General features: G+C 74.1%; 18 protein-coding genes and 3 tRNA genes. 6 read left to right on the forward strand and 15 right to left on the reverse strand.

All coding sequences use genetic code 11. From position 1 onward, the window contains the following. Positions 1-10: 10 nt before the first annotated feature. The 8 genes from ACMT9T_RS06015 to tilS all read right to left on the reverse strand — a co-directional run bounded on the left by ACMT9T_RS06015 (position 11) and on the right by tilS (position 7,342). Positions 11-493: a DUF3180 domain-containing protein gene (locus ACMT9T_RS06015; protein ID WP_414744686.1), complete on the reverse strand. Its 483-nt coding sequence runs from the start codon at positions 491-493 to the stop codon at positions 11-13. After that, positions 490-1,395 carry a 2-amino-4-hydroxy-6-hydroxymethyldihydropteridine diphosphokinase gene (folK, locus tag ACMT9T_RS06020; RefSeq protein ID WP_414744687.1) on the reverse strand — a complete coding sequence of 302 codons (906 nt, stop codon included), beginning with the start codon at positions 1,393-1,395 and terminating at the stop codon, positions 490-492. Before folK ends, ACMT9T_RS06015 begins: the two co-directional genes overlap by 4 nt. After that, entirely contained in the window at positions 1,389-2,099 is a 711-nt protein-coding gene (locus ACMT9T_RS06025; RefSeq protein ID WP_414744688.1) for a DUF3592 domain-containing protein, read from the reverse strand. Before ACMT9T_RS06025 ends, folK begins: the two co-directional genes overlap by 7 nt. 4 nt (positions 2,100-2,103) lie before the next feature. Next, the gene (folP, locus tag ACMT9T_RS06030) at positions 2,104-2,976 is read right to left on the reverse strand and encodes a dihydropteroate synthase (RefSeq protein ID WP_414745861.1); all 873 of its coding nucleotides are present in this window, start codon (positions 2,974-2,976) and stop codon (positions 2,104-2,106) included. Positions 2,977-3,011: 35 nt separating this feature from the next. Further along, positions 3,012-3,602 carry a GTP cyclohydrolase I gene (gene folE, locus ACMT9T_RS06035; RefSeq protein WP_414744689.1) on the reverse strand — a complete coding sequence of 197 codons (591 nt, stop codon included), beginning with the start codon at positions 3,600-3,602 and terminating at the stop codon, positions 3,012-3,014. 4 nt (positions 3,603-3,606) lie between these two features. After that, a complete protein-coding gene (ftsH, locus tag ACMT9T_RS06040; RefSeq protein WP_414744690.1) occupies positions 3,607-5,607 on the reverse strand; it encodes an ATP-dependent zinc metalloprotease FtsH in 2,001 nt (666 codons plus the stop codon). 156 nt (positions 5,608-5,763) lie between these two features. Beyond that, positions 5,764-6,315 carry a hypoxanthine phosphoribosyltransferase gene (gene hpt, locus ACMT9T_RS06045; RefSeq protein ID WP_414744691.1) on the reverse strand — a complete coding sequence of 184 codons (552 nt, stop codon included), beginning with the start codon at positions 6,313-6,315 and terminating at the stop codon, positions 5,764-5,766. A 1-nt stretch (position 6,316) separates the two neighbouring features. Then, the gene (gene tilS / locus ACMT9T_RS06050) at positions 6,317-7,342 is read right to left on the reverse strand and encodes a tRNA lysidine(34) synthetase TilS (RefSeq protein ID WP_414744692.1); all 1,026 of its coding nucleotides are present in this window, start codon (positions 7,340-7,342) and stop codon (positions 6,317-6,319) included. Between the two features lie 54 nt (positions 7,343-7,396). On the opposite strand from tilS, the gene ppa reads away from it, so the two are divergent. Then, entirely contained in the window at positions 7,397-7,918 is a 522-nt protein-coding gene (gene ppa / locus ACMT9T_RS06055) for an inorganic diphosphatase (protein ID WP_414744693.1), read from the forward strand. A gap of 83 nt (positions 7,919-8,001) precedes the next feature. Here the strand turns inward: ppa and ACMT9T_RS06060 are convergent, their stop codons facing one another. After that, entirely contained in the window at positions 8,002-9,381 is a 1,380-nt protein-coding gene (locus ACMT9T_RS06060; RefSeq protein WP_414744694.1) for a C40 family peptidase, read from the reverse strand. Positions 9,382-9,394: 13 nt separating this feature from the next. Beyond that, positions 9,395-10,690 carry a peptidoglycan DD-metalloendopeptidase family protein gene (locus tag ACMT9T_RS06065; protein ID WP_414744695.1) on the reverse strand — a complete coding sequence of 432 codons (1,296 nt, stop codon included), beginning with the start codon at positions 10,688-10,690 and terminating at the stop codon, positions 9,395-9,397. A gap of 426 nt (positions 10,691-11,116) precedes the next feature. On the opposite strand from ACMT9T_RS06065, the gene ACMT9T_RS06070 reads away from it, so the two are divergent. From ACMT9T_RS06070 to ACMT9T_RS06080, 3 genes are all read left to right on the forward strand, one after another. After that, positions 11,117-11,189 (forward strand) — tRNA-Glu (locus ACMT9T_RS06070). A gap of 22 nt (positions 11,190-11,211) precedes the next feature. After that, positions 11,212-11,288: transfer RNA gene (locus ACMT9T_RS06075), tRNA-Asp, on the forward strand. Between the two features lie 70 nt (positions 11,289-11,358). Further along, positions 11,359-11,434, forward strand: a tRNA-Phe gene (locus tag ACMT9T_RS06080). A 55-nt stretch (positions 11,435-11,489) separates the two neighbouring features. Here ACMT9T_RS06080 and ACMT9T_RS06085 read toward each other — a convergent pair. After that, complete coding sequence (locus ACMT9T_RS06085; RefSeq protein ID WP_414744696.1) at positions 11,490-12,023, reverse strand: O-acetyl-ADP-ribose deacetylase; 534 nt, start codon at positions 12,021-12,023, stop codon at positions 11,490-11,492. Positions 12,024-12,051: 28 nt separating this feature from the next. Beyond that, entirely contained in the window at positions 12,052-13,209 is a 1,158-nt protein-coding gene (locus ACMT9T_RS06090; protein WP_414744697.1) for an acyltransferase family protein, read from the reverse strand. A 310-nt stretch (positions 13,210-13,519) separates the two neighbouring features. On the opposite strand from ACMT9T_RS06090, the gene ACMT9T_RS06095 reads away from it, so the two are divergent. Next, positions 13,520-15,355, forward strand: coding sequence for a glycoside hydrolase family 15 protein (locus tag ACMT9T_RS06095; RefSeq protein WP_414744698.1), 1,836 nt, complete (start codon positions 13,520-13,522; stop codon positions 15,353-15,355). A 15-nt stretch (positions 15,356-15,370) separates the two neighbouring features. Here ACMT9T_RS06095 and ACMT9T_RS06100 read toward each other — a convergent pair whose 3' ends face one another. Beyond that, entirely contained in the window at positions 15,371-16,117 is a 747-nt protein-coding gene (locus ACMT9T_RS06100; protein WP_414744699.1) for a YqjF family protein, read from the reverse strand. Beyond that, on the reverse strand, positions 16,114-16,617 hold the full coding sequence (locus ACMT9T_RS06105; RefSeq protein WP_414744700.1) for a MarR family winged helix-turn-helix transcriptional regulator: 504 nt from the start codon (positions 16,615-16,617) through the stop codon (positions 16,114-16,116). Before ACMT9T_RS06105 ends, ACMT9T_RS06100 begins: the two co-directional genes overlap by 4 nt. A gap of 78 nt (positions 16,618-16,695) precedes the next feature. Here ACMT9T_RS06105 and ACMT9T_RS06110 point away from each other — a divergent pair, with 78 nt between their 5' ends. After that, complete coding sequence (locus ACMT9T_RS06110) at positions 16,696-17,496, forward strand: TspO/MBR family protein (protein WP_414744701.1); 801 nt, start codon at positions 16,696-16,698, stop codon at positions 17,494-17,496. Here the strand turns inward: ACMT9T_RS06110 and ACMT9T_RS06115 are convergent. Then, a complete protein-coding gene (locus ACMT9T_RS06115; protein WP_414744702.1) occupies positions 17,469-18,515 on the reverse strand; it encodes an NAD-dependent epimerase/dehydratase family protein in 1,047 nt (348 codons plus the stop codon). The two genes, ACMT9T_RS06110 and ACMT9T_RS06115, sit on opposite strands and share 28 nt — an antisense overlap. Positions 18,516-18,711: the final 196 nt, after the last annotated feature.

The raw sequence follows: 18,711 nt of genomic DNA on the forward strand, positions 1-18,711 counted from the left end.
GGCGGGATCTCTACGAGGCCTCGCGCGCCGGATCCCCGGGACGCGGGTCGTCCGGGTCGTCGGGCGGGACCGTGCACCAGTGCTCGGCGACCAGCCCGGCGACGAGGAGGACGACGGCTCCCACCGTACCGGCCACCGCCAGCCCCACGGAGGACGCGCCGGGCAGCACGGGCCGCGCCAGCACGAACGCGAGCACGCCGCCCGTGACCCCGGCGAGCAGCGCGCCCGCGAGCGCGGACGCCTTGGCGAGCAGGACCACGCGCGTGGCGCGGAACGGGTCGACGCGGCCGGGCGTGCGGCCGAGCGTCGAGCGGCGGATGGGGCGCGCGAGCGCGAGCAGCACGATCCCGACGATGAGCAGGGTCGCGCCGAGCGTGAGCGGCGGGATGAGGAGCGGTCGGCCGCTCATGAGGAGCGCGTTCTCGGCGAACCAGCCCACGGCCGCGCCCGCGATGAGCAGGGCGATGAGGGTGGTGGAGCGCGTGCGGGTCATGGCGTCGCCTCGGTGTCGGCAGCACGGGCAGCCCGGGCGTCGGCCTCGAGCGCCGCGAGGAGCGCGTCCACGCGACCGCGGCCGGGCAGCTCCGCGTCGGGATCCGCCTGCAGCCACGGCCCGAGCACGAACGCGCGCTCGGCGGCGCGCGGGTGCGGCAGCGTGAGGCGGTCGTCGTGGATCCGCGCGTCGCCGTACGCGACGACGTCGAGGTCGATGGTGCGGTCGCCCCAGCGCTCAGCGCGCACGCGGCCGAGCTCGCGCTCGATGCCGGCGAGGGCGTCGAGGAGCGCATGCGGGCCGATCGCGCAGTCCACGAGCACGACGCCGTTGAGGTAGCCGGGCTTGGTCGGATCCTCCCCCTCGGGCGTCACGGCGACGGACTCCACGAGCTCCGAGGCGCGCACGACGCGGAGGCCGGGCACCGCGTCGACGCGGGTGAGCGCGCCGTCGATGGTCGCGCGCCGGTCGCCGAGGTTGGATCCCACCGCCACCACCGCCCGCACGGTCGCGCCGGGCGCCGGCAGGGTCGACGCGCGCTCGATGACCACGGCCACGTCGTCGAACGGCACGGCGATGGGCGCATCCGGCTTGTGCACCGTGACGCGCACGGACCGCGCGACCGGATGCGCCAGCACGACGCCCGCGACGCGCTCGGCGAGCGTCTCGATGAGGTCGACGGGATCGCGCTCGGCGGCCGCGGCGACCTCCTCGGCGAGCTCGCCGTAGTGCAGCGTGCGCGCCAGCTCGTCGCTGCCGCCCGCGGGCGCGAGGTCGAGCGCGACCTCGAGGTCGATCACGAACGGCTGGCCGTCGCGGCGCTCCTGGGCGAAGACGCCGTGGTGGGCGTGCACGCGGAGGCCGGTGAGGAGGATGCGGTCGGCCGGGAGGCTCGTCACCATGACCGGCCCACGACGATGGAGGGGAGGTCGCCCGGGTCGGCCGGGTCGTACCAGAGCGGGAGCTTGCCGCCGACGGACGGCAGCAGCCGGTCGGCGGTCGTCACGGTGCGGGTGACGTGGTGGTCGCGGCCGTCGCCGTCGGTGAACGCGACGGTGAGGCGCGCGCGGACGGCATCACCGGATCCGTCGAGGCGCTGGACGGCCGTGACGATCGCGGAGGTGCGGCGGCCGGTCTCGGTGACGCGGCGGGCGGTGGCGGCGAGCCGGGCGACGCGGCGCTGGACGACGGCCCACGCGATGGCCGCGGCGATCCCGAGCACGGCGAGCACCGCGGCGACGAGCCCGAGGACCGCGTGCGACGCGTCGCCCTCGCTCGCGTCGGACGAGAACGGCAGCGCCCCGACGATCCCGAGCGCCGTGCCGAGCAGCACGACCGCGGCCGGCCACAGCGCCGCGCCCAGCGTGGTGAGCGCGGGCGACAGCAGCACGACGGACGCGTAGGCGCTCGCGAGCGATCCGAGGAGCCCGAGCACGAGCGCGACGACCTTGACGACCACGACGACGACGCCCGCGCCGGCCGCGAGGTCGGCCGGGAAGGTCAGGCCGACGCCGAGGACCACGGACGCCACGAGCGCGGCGACCGCCACGCGGACGAGCACCGCCTGCGGGGAGACGACGACACGGTCCTGGCTCACGGCGCTCATGCTCCTACTCTGACAGACCGGCGAGGGGCGACGACCCGGCGGATGCGGGCCGGGATGCGGCGGATCGGGCGGCGGACGCTCGCCCGGCCTCGACCCGGCCGCGCGCCCACGCCTCCTCGACCGCGAGCGCCGCGCGCGTGGACGCGACGTCGTGCACGCGCACGGCCCACGCCCCGGCCCGCGCGGACAGCGCGCTGACGACCGCGGTCGGCACGTCGCGATCCTCGACGGCCGCGCCCTCGGGCAGCAGCCGGCCGAGGAAGCGCTTGCGGGAGGCCCCCACGAGCACGCGGTGGCCGAGGTCCGTGACGGCGTCGAGGGATCCGAGGAGCTGCCAGTCGTGGGCGGCGTCCTTCGCGAAGCCGAGGCCGGGGTCGAGCACGATGCGCGCGGGATCCACACCCGCGGCCAGGAGCGCGTCGATGCGAGCCCGCAGCTCGTCGCGCACCTCGCCCACGGTGTCGGCGTAGGTCGCGCGCGCCGCCATGGTGGCGCTGTGGCCGCGCCAGTGCATCGCCACGTAGTCGACGTCGGCGCCGGCGACGACCGCCGCCATGCGCGGATCCGCGAGGCCGCCCGACACGTCGTTCACCACCCGGGCGCCCGCGGCGACGCACGCCTCGGCGGTCGACGCGCGCATGGTGTCGACGCTCACGGCGACGCCCTCCGCGGCGAGCTCGCGCACCACGGGCAGCACGCGGGCGAGCTCCTCGGCGGCGTCGACGCGCTGCGCCCCCGGCCGCGTGGACTCGCCGCCCACGTCGACGAGGTCCGCACCCGCGGCGACCATGCGTCGTGCGTGCGCGAGGGCGTCGTCGAGCGCGAGGTGCCGGCCGCCGTCGCTGAAGGAGTCGGGCGTCGCGTTGAGGATCCCCATCACGAGGGTGCGCGCGATGGCCGACGCGGGCGTGGTCACGTCCGGTCCCGGCCGCCGACGGCGGGCAGCAGCGCGAGCACCTCGGCACGGGCCGACGGCTCGGCGAGGGTTCCGCGGGCCGCGATGGTGACGGTCGTGCTGCCGGCCTGGCGCGTGCCGCGGGAGGTGACGCAGCCGTGGGTCGCGTCGAGGATGACCGCGACGCCGCGCGCGCCGAGCCCCTCCTCGAGCGCCTGGGCGATCTGCTCGCCGAGCCGCTCCTGCATCTGCGGGCGGGAGGCGAGGTCGTCGACGACGCGCGGCAGGCGGCCGAGCCCGACGATGCGCTCCCCCGGCACGTAGGCCAGGTGCGCGACGCCGGTGAACGGCAGCAGGTGGTGCTCGCAGATGGAGCGGAACGCGATGCCCGTGACGATGACGGGCTGCGGCGCCGCGTCCGTCTCCGGGAGCGGGAACGTCTCGCGCAGGTGCCGGAGCGGATCCGCGCCCACGCCCGCGAAGAACTCCGCGTAGGCCTCGGCCACCCGCACCGGGGTGGTCGCGAGGCCCTCGCGGTGCGGGTCCTCGCCGATGGCCAGGATCAGCTCGGCCACGGCCGCCTCGATGCGCGCCCTGTCGACGCCCACCGGGTCAGGCCGTCGCGGGACGCGGGAAGGGCGAGCGCTTCGGCTTGCCGGCCGGCGGCTCCGAGTCGACCGCGCCGTCGACGACGCCCTGGTCGATGGGCGCCTTCTGCGGCATCGGCACGGGCGGGAGGTCGGACAGCGGCCGCTTGTCGCTGGAGAGCCACTGCGGGCGCGGCGGCAGCTTCTTGACGTCCGCGAAGATCGCCGCCAGCTGGTCGTGGTCGAGCGTCTCCTTCTCGAGGAGCTCGGTCGCGAGCCGGTCGAGCACGTCGCGGTTGTCGTTGATGACCTGCCAGGCCTCGTCGTGCGCGCCGTCGAGGAGCGCGCGCACCTCGGCGTCGACCGTGAGGGCCATGTCCTCCGAGTAGTCGCGTCCGCCGCCGAGCTCGCGCCCGAGGAACGGCTCGCCCGAGCTGGAGCCGAGCTTCACGGATCCGACCTTGGCGCTCATGCCGTACTCGGTGACCATGCGGCGGGCCGTGGACGTGGCCTTCTCGATGTCGTTCGACGCGCCCGTGGTGGGGTCGTGGAACACGATCTCCTCCGCGACGCGGCCGCCCATGGCGTACGTGAGCTGGTCGAGGAGCTCGTTGCGGGTGACGGAGTACTTGTCCTCCAGCGGCAGCACCATCGTGTAGCCCAGGGCGCGGCCGCGCGGCAGGATCGTGACCTTGGTGACGGGATCCGTGTTGTTCATGGCCGCCGCCGCGAGCGCGTGCCCGCCCTCGTGGTACGCGGTGATGAGCTTCTCGTGGTCGCGCATGATGCGGCTGCGGCGCTGGGGCCCGGCCATGACGCGGTCGACGGCCTCGTCGAGCGCGCGGTCGTCGATGAGCTGGGCGTCGCTGCGCGCCGTGAGGAGCGCGGCCTCGTTGAGGACGTTCGCGAGGTCGGCGCCCGTGAAGCCCGGCGTCTTCCGCGCGAGCACCTCGAGGTTGACGCCCGCGGCGAGCGGCTTGCCGCGCCCGTGCACCTCGAGGATCTGCTTGCGGCCCTGCAGGTCCGGGGCGTCGACGCCGATCTGGCGGTCGAAGCGGCCCGGGCGCAGGAGCGCGGGGTCGAGCACGTCGGGCCGATTGGTGGCCGCGATGAGGATGACGTTGGTCTTGACGTCGAAGCCGTCCATCTCCACCAGGAGCTGGTTGAGGGTCTGCTCGCGCTCGTCGTTGCCGCCGCCGACGCCGGCGCCGCGGTGGCGGCCGACCGCGTCGATCTCGTCGACGAAGATGATGGCCGGCGCGTTCTGCTTGGCCTGCTCGAAGAGGTCGCGCACGCGGCTCGCGCCCACGCCCACGAACATCTCGACGAAGTCGGATCCGGAGATCGAGTAGAAGGGCACGCCCGCCTCGCCCGCGACGGCGCGCGCGAGCAGGGTCTTGCCGGTGCCGGGAGGGCCGTACAGCAGCACGCCCTTGGGGATGCGGGCGCCGACGGCCTGGAACTTGGCGGGCTCCTTGAGGAAGTCCTTGATCTCCTCGAGCTCCTCGATGGCCTCGTCCGACCCGGCGACGTCGGCGAACGTCACCTTCGGGGAGTCCTTCGAGGCGAGCTTCGCCTTCGACTTGCCGAACTGCATGACGCGGTTCCCGCCGCCCTGCATGCCGGAGAACATGATCCAGATGAAGAAGCCGATGAGCAGGAGCGGCAGCAGGATGCTGAACGCCGACAGGAGCCAGCTCGGCTGCGGCACCTGGTCGTCGAAGCCCTTGGCCGGGTTCGCGTCCGTGATGGCGGAGACGATCTCGCCGCCGCGCTGGGCGACGTAGTTGAACTGCACCATGGTGCCGTTGTCGCCGTCGGCGCTCGCGAGCGTGAGGTCGACCCGCTGCTCACCGTCGATGATCTTGGCGGAGGCGACCTTGCCGTCCTTGATCAGCTCGAGGCCGTGCTGCGTGGTGATGGTCTTGTAGCCGGATCCGGTGAGGAGGCTGAAGCCGACCGTGACCACGACGATGGCGAGGACGACGATGAGGATCGGGCTGCGGAGGAGTTTCTTGAAGTTCATGAGCGTAGGGGCGCGGGCCCGACACCTTTCTGCCCGTGCCGCGCCGTACGGCGACGAGATGTCTCTGAGGATACAAGCGGCTGTCTGAGCGTGGTCGCGGTGTTCGCCGCCAGCCGAACGTGCGGCGGCCCCGAACGGGCGATGAGGGGCGGCGCGTCAGCTGTAGACGTGCGGCGCGAGGATCGCGACGTCGCGGAGGTTGCGGTACCGCTCGGCGTAGTCGAGCCCGTAGCCGATGACGAAGTCGTCCGGGATCTCGAATCCCACGTACTTGACGTCGACCGCGATCTTCGCCGCCTCCGGCTTGCGCAGCAGCGCGCACACCTCGACGCTCGCGGCGCCGCGCGAGCGGAGGTTCGCGAGCAGCCAGGAGAGCGTGAGGCCCGAGTCGATGATGTCCTCGACGATGAGCACGCGGCGGCCCGAGAGGTCGGCGTCGAGGTCCTTGAGGATGCGGACGACGCCGCTCGACTTCGTGCCGGAGCCGTAGGAGCTCACGGCCATCCAGTCCATGTGGATCGGCAGCTCGAGCTCGCGCGCCAGGTCGGCCATGACCATGACCGCGCCCTTCAGCACGCCCACGAGGAGCAGCTCCTCCCCCGCGTAGTCCCGCTCGATCTCGCGGCACATCTCGGCGATGCGGCCGTGGATCTCGTCCTCGGTGTGCAGGACCTCGGTCAGGTCGTCGGCGATTTCGGTGGATCTCATGTCACTCTTCCGTCGTCCTGGCGCTGAGGACGAGGAGTCCGTCCCTGCGTACGACCCTAACGCCCGGCAGGTCGACCGGGCCCTGCCCGTGCCAGTCGGTCACGAGGCGGGCGACCTCCAGGACGTGCGTCCGGGAGAGGTGCGCGGCGAACTCCTCGCGGGCGGCCAGGCGGATCAGGCGGTGCCGGAGGGCGGGCGGCGCGGCGAGGAGCGACGCCACCTCGAGCGAGATGCCGGCCTCGGCGTGGTCGGCGATCTCCTCGATCATCTCGGCGGCGAAGTGCTCGAGCGCGTCGTCGTCCTCGCGCAGCTGGTCGGCCGTGCGGGCGAGCGCCTCGGCGATGCCCGGTCCGAGCTCGCGCTCCAGCACGGGCAGGACGTCATGACGCACGCGGACGCGGGCGTACGCGGGGTCGGCGTTGTGCGGGTCCCGCCACGGCTCGAGGCCCTGGTCGGCGCAGGCGGCGCGCGTCGTGGCGGCGCGGATCCCGAGCAGCGGCCGGAGGTAGACGGCGTCGGCCGCGCGGGCCGGGGCGGAGCGGGCCATGCCGTGCAGGCTCGCGGCGCCGGATCCGCGCGCGAGGCCGAGCAGCACGGTCTCCGCCTGGTCGTCGAGGGTGTGGGCGAGGAGCAGCGCGCGGGATCCGGTCCCCCGGAGCGCGTCGTCGAACGCGGCGTAGCGGGCGGCGCGGGCGGCGGCCTCGGGGCCGCCGGCACCCGGATCCACCCGAACGCGCGTGACGACGACGGGGTCGAGGCCGAGGGCGCGCGCGGCGTCGGCGGCGCGCGCGGCGACCTCGGCGGATCCGTCCTGGAGGCCGTGGTCGACGACGACCGCGCCCACGGCGACGCCGGCGCGCGGCCCCTCGAAGGCGGCGGCCGCGGCGAGGGCCAGCGAGTCGGCGCCGCCCGAGAGCGCGACGAGCACGGGGCCGGCGGGCGATCCGGCGAGCGCCGCGAGCGCCTCGCGCACCGCCCGCCGGAGGTCCGCGACGGCGGGGGTCAGACGGGGGCGCTCGGAGGGCATCCACTAACGTTATGGCAGCGATCCGCCCACGGAAGAACCACGAGGAGCACACGCATGGCCAGCTACGACGTCGTCATCGAAATCCCCAAGGGGTCCCGGAACAAGTACGAGGTCGACCACGAGACGGGCCGCGTGTACCTCGACCGCGTGCTCTTCACGTCGTTCGTCTACCCCACCGACTACGGCTTCTTCGAGAACACCCTCGGGCTCGACGGCGACCCCGTCGACGTGCTCGTGCTCCTCGAGTACCCGGTCTTCCCCGGCGTCGGCGTCGCCGTCCGCCCGGTGGGCGTGTTCAACATGAGCGACGAGGCCGGCATCGACTCCAAGGTCATCGCCGTCCCCGCGAAGGACCCGCGCTGGGCGCACATCCAGGACATCGCGGACGTGCCGGAGCAGACGCGCAGCGAGATCGAGCACTTCTTCGAGCACTACAAGGACCTCGAGCCCGGCAAGTGGGTCAAGACGGAGGGCTGGGGCGACGCGGCCGAGGCCGAGCGCATCGTGCAGGCCGGCTTCGACAAGCTCCAGGACGAGGGCCACGGCCACGGCGGCGAGCCGGAGGAGGACGCCTGATCCGCGCGACCGCCTGACACGACGACGCCCGCCCCCGCAGCAGATGCGGTGAGGCGGGCGTCGTCATGTCCGGGAGCGGCGGATCAGCCGGGTCGGCCGACGTAGGGCATGAGGTCGCTGCCGCCCCACAGGCCCTGGATCTTCACCACGTCGCCGGGCTTCGGCGCCGCGATGATCGTGTCCCCGCCGAGCGAGATGGCGTCGTGGTAGAAGCCGTCGCCGCTGTTCCAGAAGATGATGTCGCCCGCCTGGCGCTGCGAGAACGGGACGAGGCGGCCCTGCGACTGCATCCTGTTGTACTGGCTGCTCACCGAGTGGCTGCCGACGTCGATGCCCGCCGCGCGGTACGCCATCATCACGAGGCCCGAGCAGTCCCACTGGTTGGGTCCGGCGCCGCCGATCTGGTAGGGCTCGCCGAGCTGGGCCTTGGCGAACGCGATCGCCACCTGGGCGGCGTTGCCCGAGGGCGCGGGGGCCGGGGCGGGTGCGGGCGCCGGCGCGGGGCGCGACGGGGCCGGCTGCGCGGGGGCGGGCGCGGGCCGTGACGGCGCGGGCTGCGCGGGCGCGGGGGCCGGGGCGCTGGATCCGCCGCCGCCACCACCGCCGGACGACGAGCCGCCGCCGCCGCCCGAGGACGACCCGCCACCGCCGCCGGACGACGAGCCGCCGCCGGATCCGCCGGACGGCGCCGCCGCGGCCGCGGGGATCGGCGGCTGCGTGATGCTCTGGATGTACTGCGCCTCGATCTCCGAGGTCGAGTCCTTGAGGAGCGCCAGCTGCGCGATGAGCTGGTCGCTGTTGCGCGCCTGCTCGGCCACGGCGGCCTCGGCCGTCGCGGCGGCGGAGTTCGCGGAGTCGAGCGACTTCTGCGCCTCATCCGCGAGCCGCGCCAGCTCGTCCTTGGCGACCTGCGCCTGATCGCTGAGCGACGCCGCGCTGTTCCGGTCGGAGAGCGCCTGCTGGTACACGGACTGCGTGCTCTCGGACAGCTTCGACATGGTGCCGAGCGAGCGCAGCAGCTCGTCGGCGTCGTCGCCGTCGGACGAGAACAGGCTCGCGGTGATGTCCTGTCCCCCGGCGCGCGCGAGGTGGCTCGCGAGGAGGCCCGCCCGCATCCGGCTGGTGAGGGCGGTGGCCTGCGCCTCGTCCGCCTTCTTCTGCAGGCGCGCGAGCTTGTCGGCCTGCGCGTCGCGCGCGGCCTGGGCCTGCGCGTACTTCTCGCCCGCCATCAGCGCGGCCTTGTTGGCCTGGTCCGCGGACTCCTGCAGGCCCGTCGCCAGCTCGGTCACCCGGTCGATGGCGGTCTGCGTGTCGGCCACGTTCGCCTTCGCCGCCTGCACGTCGGCCCACGAGGGGTAGTCGGTGGCGGCGAACGCGGTCTGGGCGGCGACGCCGCTGGACACCGCGATCACCCCCACGGCGATCGTGGAGATGACGACCGTGGTCGGGCGGAGGTGGTTCATGTCGTTCCTCATGTCAATGCGTGCTCGTGATGGAGACGCCCTGGCCGTGCATGAACGCCACCGGGTCGACGGCGTTCCCGTTGATGCGGATCTCGAAGTGGAGGTGGCAGCCGGTGGAGCCGCCCGTCGTGCCCGTCTGGGCGATGGGCTGCCCGGCGACGACCTGCTGGCCGTTCCGCACGAGCGTGCCGCCGTTCATGATGTGGCCGTACGCGGAGGAGACGCCGCCGCCGTGGTCGATGCGGATGTAGTTGCCGTATCCGCCGTTCCAGCCGGCGAAGCTGACGGTGCCCGAGTGGGCCGCGTACTGGGTCGCGCCGCAGGTGCCGCCGCGGACGAGGTCCTCGCCGGCGTGGAAGATCATGCGGTGCTGGATGGGGTGGAAGCGCGGGCCGAAGTAGCCGCTGGTGTTGGCGCCCGGCAGCGGGGCGGTCCAGCCGGTGGAGCTGATCGCGCCGGGCGAGACGTCGCCGCCCGCACGCCCCTGGCTGGCCGCGAGCGCGTCGGCGTCGGCCTGGCGCTTGCGGACGCCGGCCTGGTAGTCGTCCTCGGTGGCCTCGCGGTTCTCCGCCATCACCGCGAGCTTCGCGTCGGCGTCGGCCTTCTGCGCGTTCTGGTCCTCGAGCGCCTGCTCGAGGTCGGCCTGGGCCGTGGCCGCGTCCTGGAGGAGCTGCTCGGCCTTGGCGTTCAGCGCGTCGAGCTCGGTGAGCGCGACCTGCGCCTGGTCGCTGAGGGACTTCGCGGCGTTGCGGTCCTGGATCGCGATCGCGTAGATCTGGTCGGACTTCTCGGCGACCTTGCTCATCGTGCCCAGCTTGTCGAGGAGATCGTCGGTGCCGTCGCCGTCGCTGAGGAGGAGGGTGCCCGAGAGGTTCTGCCCGCCGGAGCGCATCAGCTGCTTGGCGAGGCCCGCCGCCTGCTCCTGCGACTTCGTGGCCTTCTCGTCGGCCGCGTCGACCTTCTGCTGGAGCTGGACCGTCTCCTCGTGCTTGTCGTCGGCCGCCTGCTGCGCCTTGTCGTGCTCGTCGCCGCGCTGGACCACGAGGGCCTGCGCGTCGGTGACCCGCTGCTGGAGGGAGGCGATCTCGTCGTTGATCCTCTGCACGAGCGCCTGCTGCGCCTGCTCGTCGCCGCGCGCCTTCTGCACGTCGTCCCAGGAGGCGAACGTGTCGGCGTGGGCGGGGGCCGCGATCGACCCGGTGAGGAGGACGGCGGCGATCGCGATGATCGCCTGGAGGGTGCGGCGGCCGCGCGGGCGCGTCCGCGTGGCGCCCGAGGTGCGCGGGCTCCGGAGGAGGTCCTGGTGCATGGTGTTCCCGATCATCGTGTCGCCCGGCTGGCCGGCTGCGCCTCCCGCGGGTCCGGCGGGGAGTCGCGGATCACATCCGCCACACCGTCACCGGCTCTCACAGTAACAACGGGGATCCGCGGCGCACAGCGCGCGGATGCGGGGATCCCCGCGGGGATCCCCTCTCCCAGGAGGGTCGAGCGAAGGCTAACCCCGCGGAAGGGGGACATCGGCGCAGCGCGCGGACCGTGTCGCGAACCTCCCATGAGGTCGGCGGCCTCTCCTCCGGGAGCGCCGGGCGGGTGGGCGACGGGCACGCGACACGCCGCCCGATCCGCATGGGGACGGGGCCCGGCCCCGCGGCCGAGCGCCCGATTTGAGTCCTCGCCCGGAGTGCGGTTATGCTGACGTGTCGGTTGCTGCGAGACCTGGGAGACCAGGGCGAGCGGCCCCATCGTTTAGTGGCCTAGGACGGCGCCCTTTCACGGCGTTAACACGGGTTCGAATCCCGTTGGGGTCACCGAGCAAAGACCGACATGCAAGGCCCTGTAGCGCAGCTGGTTAGCGTGCCGCCCTGTCACGGCGGAGGTCGCGGGTTCAAGTCCCGTCAGGGTCGCCACGGATGGGAAGCCCTCTCACACGAGAGGGCTTCTGTCCGATGTGGGCGTCTTCGCAGAAGTCGCCCGCTCGCCTGGGTAGCTCAGTTGGTAGAGCGTTCGACTGAAAATCGAAAGGTCCGCGGATCGACGCCGCGTCCAGGCACCACTCGCCGGTCCCCGTCCTCGACGGCAGGGCCGGCGTTCTTCTTTCCCCGCCCGTGTCAGGCGTCCGCGGCGAGCGCCGCCTCGAACTCCGCGAGCACCGCGTCCGAGAACAGGACGAAGCGCACCAGCTCGATCCCGCGACCCGCGCCGTCCGCCACGGCCCCGCGCACGGAGGCGACCGCCACGCGCGCGGCGTCGTCGACCGGCCAGCCGTAGACGCCGGCCGAGACCGCGGGGAAGGCGACGCTGCGGACGCCGAGTCCCGCCGCCACCTCGATCGAGCGACGGTACGCGCTGGCGAGCACCGGGGTGCGGTCGTGGGACGCCGACCAGACGGGGCCGACCGTGTGGATCACGTGGCGCGCGGGCAGGCGGAAGCCCGGCGTCGCGACGGCGTCGCCGGCGGGCAGGCCGTCGGGGAGCTCCTCCGCCCGGATCCGGCGGCACGCGGCGAGGAGCTCCGGCCCGGCCGCGCGGTGGATCGCGCCGTCCACTCCCCCGCCGCCGAGGAGCGACGAGTTCGCCGCGTTCACGATCGCGTCCACGTCCTGCCGGGTGATGTCGCCGCGCACGGCCTCGAGCTCGGTCATGGATCCAGCCTGGCCCGCCCGCGCCGGATCAGCGCGTGACGGTCCTGCGGGAATCGGGGGCGGGACTCCCCGTCAGCCAGCGCGGACCCTCGAGCGTCCAGCGGAGCCGGGAGCCCAGGACGGCGGCGCCGATGATCCGGCTCGCGACCACGACGGGCACCAGCAGGGCGATCGGGAGGATCGCGCCCCACACCTGCGTGTGCTGCTGCAGGACCGGCACGAGGCCCGTCAGCTTGAGGGCGGCGCTCAGGGCCGAGACCAGGAAGATGTGGAAGACGTACACGGGCAGCGTCTGGCGCCCCACCCAGCGCAGCGCGCGGGCCAGCGGGTTCGCCATGCCCGCGACGGCGAGGACCTGGTTGCTGGCGAGGAGCGCGACCGCCGCGATCGCGAAGGTGAGGACCAGGCCGTTGCCCGTGGCGCGCAGGGCGGCGAAGACGCCGGCGTACGCGGCCACCGCGAGGACCGCTGTGAGGGGCGTCGCCCGGCGCATGAGCGCCAGCCAGGCGTCGCGTCCGACGACGCCCGCGTAGAACCACACGAGGTTCGCGGCGATCGAGCTGAGCTTGACCGCGTCCATCGGCTCCGTGAGGAGGCCCGCGGTCAGCGGCTTGAGGAGCGGCGCGGCGGCCGCCAGCACGGCGAACGGGATCAGCGCCCACGCCCGGCGCTCGCCGAGCAGGCGGGTGCACGCCCAGGCGACGAGGAAGAACGCGGGCAGCGCCCACAGGTACCAGTAGGACGTGGGCAGCACGAGGCTGAGCGCCAGCTCGCCCGGGGTCGGCGCCGAGCCGCCGCCGCGCGCCTGCGGGACGAGGAGGCGCGCGAGGAAGAGCAGGGTCCAGAGCGCGTAGACGGAGTAGATGCCGAGGGTCCGCCCCCGGGTCGACCCGAGCGGCCGCTGCACCGCGCGCGTCGCGAGGAATCCGGAGATGAAGAAGAACAGCGGCATGCGCAGGGGCGCGAAGACGGAGCTGACCTCCCACCACAGCGCGGCGGCGCCCTCGTTGACCTCGTTCTCGTACATGAGGGAGAGGTGCAGGAGGACGACGAGGACCATGCAGGCGCCCTTGCCCGCGTCGATCCACTCGAAGCGGGGGCGACCTCCCGCCGGGGTGACGGGATCGGCGGAGGGGCGGACGGCGGCGCGCGTGCGCGCGCGCGATCTCATGGAGGGGAGGGCCATGGCTCTTCTCTGATGCGCCGGCGAGGAGTCGGGTAGCTCCTGCGTGCGACGCGGTGTTCGGGTGCGGTCATCGTATCGCCGGGTGCCCCGCCGTGCGTCCCCCCGAGCAGGGCACGAGGCGAGGATGCCGCGCGGACGACGCTGTCCGGCGGGCCGTGACCGGGACGGTTCGGGTTCGCTCCGGGCACATCGGCGCTCTTCGGAGCCCGGGGAGGATCCGATGGCCCGGACCGCCGTGCCAGCCGTCGCGGAGGCGGCCCGGGGATACTGGAGGGGTCGGTGACCTCCTGCCGGCGTCGACAGGAGTCCCATGGCACAGCCCGCTTCCCGCCCCGCACCCGAGCGCATCGACGGCTACATCGCGCTCCGCAGCTACGCCGCCATCGGGGACGGGCGCACGGTCGCGCTCATCGCCGAGGACGGCGACATCGACTGGCTGCCGCTGCCCGACCTGCACACGCCGCCCGCCTTCGCCGCGCTCCTCGACGCGCCGCACGGCGGCCGGATCACGCTCCGCCCCGACGAGGACTTCGAGGTCACGCGCGCGTACGTCCCGGGCACCAACGTGCTCACCACCACCTTCACGACGGCCTCCGGCAGCGTGCGCGTCACGGACGCGCTGGTCACGGGCGTCGCGGGGCGGCTGCCGTGGTCCGAGCTCGGGCGGCGGATCGACGGGCTCACGGGCGAGGTCGCGATGAGCTGGCTCGTCGCGCCCGGCACCGCGCTCGCCACGTCGTCGCCGTGGGTGCAGTCCACGCACAACGGGCCGGTGATCCGCGTCGACGGCGTGACGCTCGCGGTCGTCGGCCTCGACCACGGCCCGGCCGAGCCCGGCACGCAATCCGTCTCGGGCGCGTTCACGACGAAGGAGGGGTCGCGCCACGTGATCACGCTCGTGGGCACCGAGCGGGAGCCCGTGCGGATCCCGAACCCCGAGATCGTGGACGAGGGCATCGACCGCACCATCCGCAACTGGGAGGGGTGGAGCGCCGAGTTCCGGTACGACGGCGAGTGGGCCGACGCCGTGCAGCGCAGCGCCCTCGCGCTCAAGCTGCTCGTGCACGCGCCCACCGGATCCATCGCCGCGGCGGCCACGACCTCGCTCCCCGAGCGCATGGGCGGCGGCAAGAACTGGGACTACCGCTTCGCCTGGGTGCGCGACCTCGCCTACACGGTGAACGCGCTCGTGCGGTTCGGCCTCCGCGAGGAGACGCACGCGGCGGTGTCGTGGATGCTCCGCACCATCCGCGACAACGGCCCCGACCTGCACGTCTTCTACTCGCTCGAGGGCGGCGTGCCCGAGGGCAGCTCGACCCCCGAGGTGCCGGGCTGGCGCGGCGTCGGCCCCGTCGTCGACGGCAACGACGCGCAGGCGCAGCTGCAGCTCGGCGTCTTCGGCGACCTCTTCGACGTCGTGCGCACCTACGTCCGCGACGGCAACGTGCTCGACGCCGACACCGGCCGCCTCCTCGCGACCTTCGCCGACCGCGCCTGCGACATGTGGCAGAAGCGCGACGCCGGCATGTGGGAGCTCGAGGACGAGCAGCACTACACGACCAGCGCGCTCGGCTGCTGGCAGGCGCTCGACTGCGCGGTCGAGCTCGCCGAGGTCGGCCAGATCCCCGGGGTGCCGGACCGCTGGCGGGCCGAGCGCGACCGGATCCGCGCGTGGGTCGAGGAGGAGTGCTGGGACGAGGGCCGCGGCGCCTACGTCATGCACCCGGGCAGCCAGCGCCTCGACGCGAGCATCCTGCTGCACGCCGTCTCCGGCTTCGACCGGGGCGAGCGCATGTCGTCGACGCTCGACGCGCTGCGCTCCGAGCTCGGCCGCGGGCCGCTGCTCTACCGCTACTCCGGCATGCCCGAGGAGGAGGGCACGTTCACCGCGTGCGGCTTCTGGATGGCGGGCGCGCTCGCGTGCGTCGGGCGGATGGACGAGGCGCGCGAGCTCATGGACCAGCTCGTGGAACTCGGCAACGACGTCGGTCTCTACTCGGAGATGATCGACGCCGACGACCACGCGTTCCTCGGCAACCTGCCGCAGGGCCTGAGCCACCTCGCGCTCATCAGCGCGGCGCTCACGATCGACGAGCTGTCGGGCGGGGAGAAGCGCTCGACGCGGACGCCGCGCGCGAAGCGGTAGGCGCTCCGCCGCGCGTCAGGCGCGCGGGCGGAGCGGGCCCGCGAACTCCGTGCGGACGCCGCGGGAGAAGAGCACCGAGTCCGGCGCGCGGTCGGCGATCCCGGGGAGTCCCGCGGCCGCGACCAGCTCGTCGTCGAGGTCGACGAGCTCGGCGCGCTGGAGGGTCCACGCGTCGTGCGTGTTCGGCCAGTAGCGCGTGACACCGCCACGGGCCACGTGCATGCCCCAGCGCGCGGTGAGGAAGTCGGCGAGCGGATCGCCCTCGACCTCCTCGGCGAGCGGGCGCACGGAGAGGCGCGACGCGGGCCGCGATCCCGTGTGCCGGCGCGACCTGTACGTGACGACGCCGTCGTGCTCCTCGTGCGTCATCGACGCCCACATGTAGGGCAGGCCGAGGCCGACGCGCGCGCCGACCACCGGCAGCAGCTTCGCGGCCTCGAGCGAGCGGAAGACCACGCCGCGGCGGCCGTCGTCGCCGACGCTGTAGAGGCGCACGTTGAGCTCGGCGAAGGTGCCGGCCCACGGGACGGCGGGCAGCGGCGGGAAGGCGCTGCGGGACAGGACGAACGGGATGAGGCCGACCCAGCTGGATCCGTCGTGCACGTCGGGGCGCGTGCCCGGCGGGAGGAGCGGGGCGACGAGCGCGGGATCCACGCGCCAGTGCACGAAGGCGAGGTCGCTCCAGACCTGGCGGATGACCGCGCGGCCGGGGAGGTCGGGGGCGGCGGCGGAGATCGGGTCGGGATCCGCGGGGCGGGTCATCGGGTGCGCTTCCGCGGGGCGGGGGCCGGGGCGGCGGGGTCGGCTGCGGCCTCGGTCGCGTCGTCGCCCGGCGCCGGCCGGCCGGCCGCGCGGATCACGTCGATGAGGCCGCGGCGCATCTCCTCGGAGCGCGCGAGCTCGGGGACGACGTCCTGCTCGAGGGCCTGCGCGCGCTCCCAGGCGTCGACGCCGGCCGCGGTGCGGGCGACGACGTGGCGGCGCCGGTCGTCGGGATCCGGCGCGCGCGACACGAGCCCCTCCCGCTCCAGGCGCTCGAGCGTGCGCGACATCGTCTGCGTCTCGACGTGCGCGGAGCGGGCGAGCTGGATCTGGCTGAGCGGCCCGTCGCGCAGCAGGTGCAGCGCGATGAGGCCCGCGTGCGTGACGCCGAGGGTCGCGAGCGCCTCCGCCCACGCGTGCTCGACCGCGCGCGCGGCCGTCGAGAGCAGCCGCCCGGTGGGCCAGCTGGCGAGCTCGTCCTGCACGGCCTCTCCGGCCACGGGCACCTCCTGCTACAGTGATCGTCAGCAGGCTGACTATCCGCGTGCTGACAATCCCATCGTAGAGGAGCAGGCCGCATGGGCACCGTGAAGGACATCGTCCGCCAGATCGTCGTCATCTCGAGCATGGCGTTCGCGATCGTGGGAAGCGCGTTCGGCTCCGGCGCGTTCAGCGACCGGAGCATCCAGAACGCGTCGAGCGGCGCGCTCAGCGCGAGCTACACGCCGGTCGCGCCGGCCGGGCCCGCGTTCTCGATCTGGAGCGTGATCTACCTCGGGCTCGTCGCGTACACGATCTGGCAGGCGCTCCCCGCCCAGCGCGCCGACGAGCGCCAGCGTCGCGTGGGCTACCCCGTAGCCGTGACCCTGGTGCTGAACGCCGTGTGGATCCTCACGGCGCAGGCCGGGCTCCTCGCGCTGAGCGGCGTGGTCATCGCGGCGCTGCTCGCGACGCTCGTCTGGACCTTCCTCGCGCTCCTCGCGACCAGGCCCCGGAACGCGGTCGAGGGCGTGGTCCTCGACGGCACCATGGGCCTCTACCTCGGCTGGGTGAGCGTCGCGACGGTCGCGAACGTCGCGGCGATCCTCACCGCGGCGGGCGTCCGACCGGGCGAGGCCGGCCGCGACGCGACGGCGGTCGTGGTGCTGCTGGTCGTGGGCGCGATCGGCGCGCTCCTCGCCGTGCGCGACGGCGGACGCCTCGCGCCGACCGCGGCCATCGCGTGGGGGCTCGCGTGGATCGCCGTCGGGCGACTGACGGGCGAGCTGCTGTCGACCCCGGCGGCCGTCGCGGCGCTCGTCGCGGCCTCGGTCGTGGTGGTCGTGACGCTGGTCGTGCGCGTCCGCGTCGGTCAGCGCTCGGCGCCCGCCGCCCGGTAGGCCTCGTCGGCCGCGTGCTTCGCCGCGACCAGCCGCGCGATGCGGCGATCGGTGTCCGCGTCCGGCCGCGTGAGCTGGGGGTGCGCGGCCCGCCAGGCGACGATGCCGCGTACGGCCAGGTGGAACGGGATCCGGGGCTGGAACGCGGGCACGAGCCGCCGGATCAGCGTGGTGTCGAAGACCGCGCTGTGCGAGAGGTCGCCGACGACGAGCTCCGACCAGCCCCAGTCCGGCTCCACGACGGGGAACTGCTCGGCGGGCACGTGCACGAGCCGCGCCTCGACGCCGAGGGCGTCGGCGACGAGGTGGTGGATCCGGTCCCACGTCATGACGTCGTCGCTCGTGATGTGCAGCGCCTCGCCCGTGGCCCGCTCGTCGCCGAGGATCCCGACGAGGCCGACCGCGAAGTCGTCGGCGTGCGTGAGGGTCCAGAGCGAGGTGCCGTCGCCCGGGACCACGACCTCCTCGCCGCGCGCGATGCGGTCGACGACCGTCCAGTCGCCCGCGAGCGGCGGGCTCGCCTCGTCGTAGGTGTGCGACGGGCGGACGATGACGACCGGGAAGCCGCTCTCCGCGTGGTGGCGGAGGAACGCGTCCTCCATCGCGATCTTGTCGCGCGCGTAGGAGAGGAACGGGTTGGCGCGCAGCGTCGACTCGGTGATGGGCGTCCGCAGCGCGGGCTTGCGGTAGATCGACGCGGAGCTGATGGCGACGAACTGGCGGGTGCGCCCGGCGAAGACCTCGACGCGGAGGTCGGCGCCGGCCGCGTCGAAGGAGAGGAAGTCGACGACCGCGTCGAACGAGCGGTCGCCGAGGGCGACGCGGAGGGCGTCGGGATCCGTGACGTCGGCGACGAGCGTCGTCACGCCCTCGGGGGTGCCCCGGCCCTGGGAGTCGGCGCCGCGGTTCACGACCGTGACGTCCATGCCGGCGGCGACGGAGGCCCGGACGCACGCGGCGCTGATGGTGCCCGTCCCGCCGAGGTAGAGCACGGACAGGGTGGCGGCGCCTGGGATCATCGGGTCCTCGTCATCGAAGCGGGGGCGCCGGTCGGATCCGCGCCCTGCGTGCACGCTACGCCCGCGGCGGCCCCTCCCCACCGGTGGCGGCGGGGGAAAGCTTGCGGACATCCGGGACGCGGTGGACGCCCGTCGCGCGGCCCGCGTAGGTTCCGGACGACCGCACCGACGCACCCGTCCGCGGCCCGCGTCCCCG

It is taken from the genome of Clavibacter vidaverae (assembly GCF_047529985.1).
Taxonomy (GTDB): Bacteria; Actinomycetota; Actinomycetes; order Actinomycetales; family Microbacteriaceae; genus Clavibacter; species Clavibacter nebraskensis_A.

Bases quoted from the DNA above. Each gene is read 5' to 3' on its own strand.
- ACMT9T_RS06100 (WP_414744699.1), bottom strand. From the start codon at position 16,117: ATGACCCGCCCCGCGGATCCCGACCCGATCTCCGCCGCCGCCCCCGAC.
- ACMT9T_RS06060 (WP_414744694.1), bottom strand. From the start codon at position 9,381: ATGAACCACCTCCGCCCGACCACGGTCGTCATCTCCACGATCGCCGTG.
- tilS (WP_414744692.1), bottom strand. From the start codon at position 7,342: ATGCCCTCCGAGCGCCCCCGTCTGACCCCCGCCGTCGCGGACCTCCGG.
- ACMT9T_RS06015 (WP_414744686.1), bottom strand. From the start codon at position 493: ATGACCCGCACGCGCTCCACCACCCTCATCGCCCTGCTCATCGCGGGC.
- ACMT9T_RS06095 (WP_414744698.1), top strand. From the start codon at position 13,520: ATGGCACAGCCCGCTTCCCGCCCCGCACCCGAGCGCATCGACGGCTAC.
- ACMT9T_RS06090 (WP_414744697.1), bottom strand. From the start codon at position 13,209: ATGGCCCTCCCCTCCATGAGATCGCGCGCGCGCACGCGCGCCGCCGTC.
- hpt (WP_414744691.1), bottom strand. From the start codon at position 6,315: ATGAGATCCACCGAAATCGCCGACGACCTGACCGAGGTCCTGCACACC.
- ACMT9T_RS06025 (WP_414744688.1), bottom strand. From the start codon at position 2,099: ATGAGCGCCGTGAGCCAGGACCGTGTCGTCGTCTCCCCGCAGGCGGTG.
- folP (WP_414745861.1), bottom strand. From the start codon at position 2,976: ATGGGGATCCTCAACGCGACGCCCGACTCCTTCAGCGACGGCGGCCGG.
- ppa (WP_414744693.1), top strand. From the start codon at position 7,397: ATGGCCAGCTACGACGTCGTCATCGAAATCCCCAAGGGGTCCCGGAAC.
- ACMT9T_RS06065 (WP_414744695.1), bottom strand. From the start codon at position 10,690: ATGCACCAGGACCTCCTCCGGAGCCCGCGCACCTCGGGCGCCACGCGG.
- ACMT9T_RS06110 (WP_414744701.1), top strand. From the start codon at position 16,696: ATGGGCACCGTGAAGGACATCGTCCGCCAGATCGTCGTCATCTCGAGC.
- folK (WP_414744687.1), bottom strand. From the start codon at position 1,395: ATGGTGACGAGCCTCCCGGCCGACCGCATCCTCCTCACCGGCCTCCGC.
- ACMT9T_RS06115 (WP_414744702.1), bottom strand. From the start codon at position 18,515: ATGATCCCAGGCGCCGCCACCCTGTCCGTGCTCTACCTCGGCGGGACG.
- ACMT9T_RS06085 (WP_414744696.1), bottom strand. From the start codon at position 12,023: ATGACCGAGCTCGAGGCCGTGCGCGGCGACATCACCCGGCAGGACGTG.
- ftsH (WP_414744690.1), bottom strand. From the start codon at position 5,607: ATGAACTTCAAGAAACTCCTCCGCAGCCCGATCCTCATCGTCGTCCTC.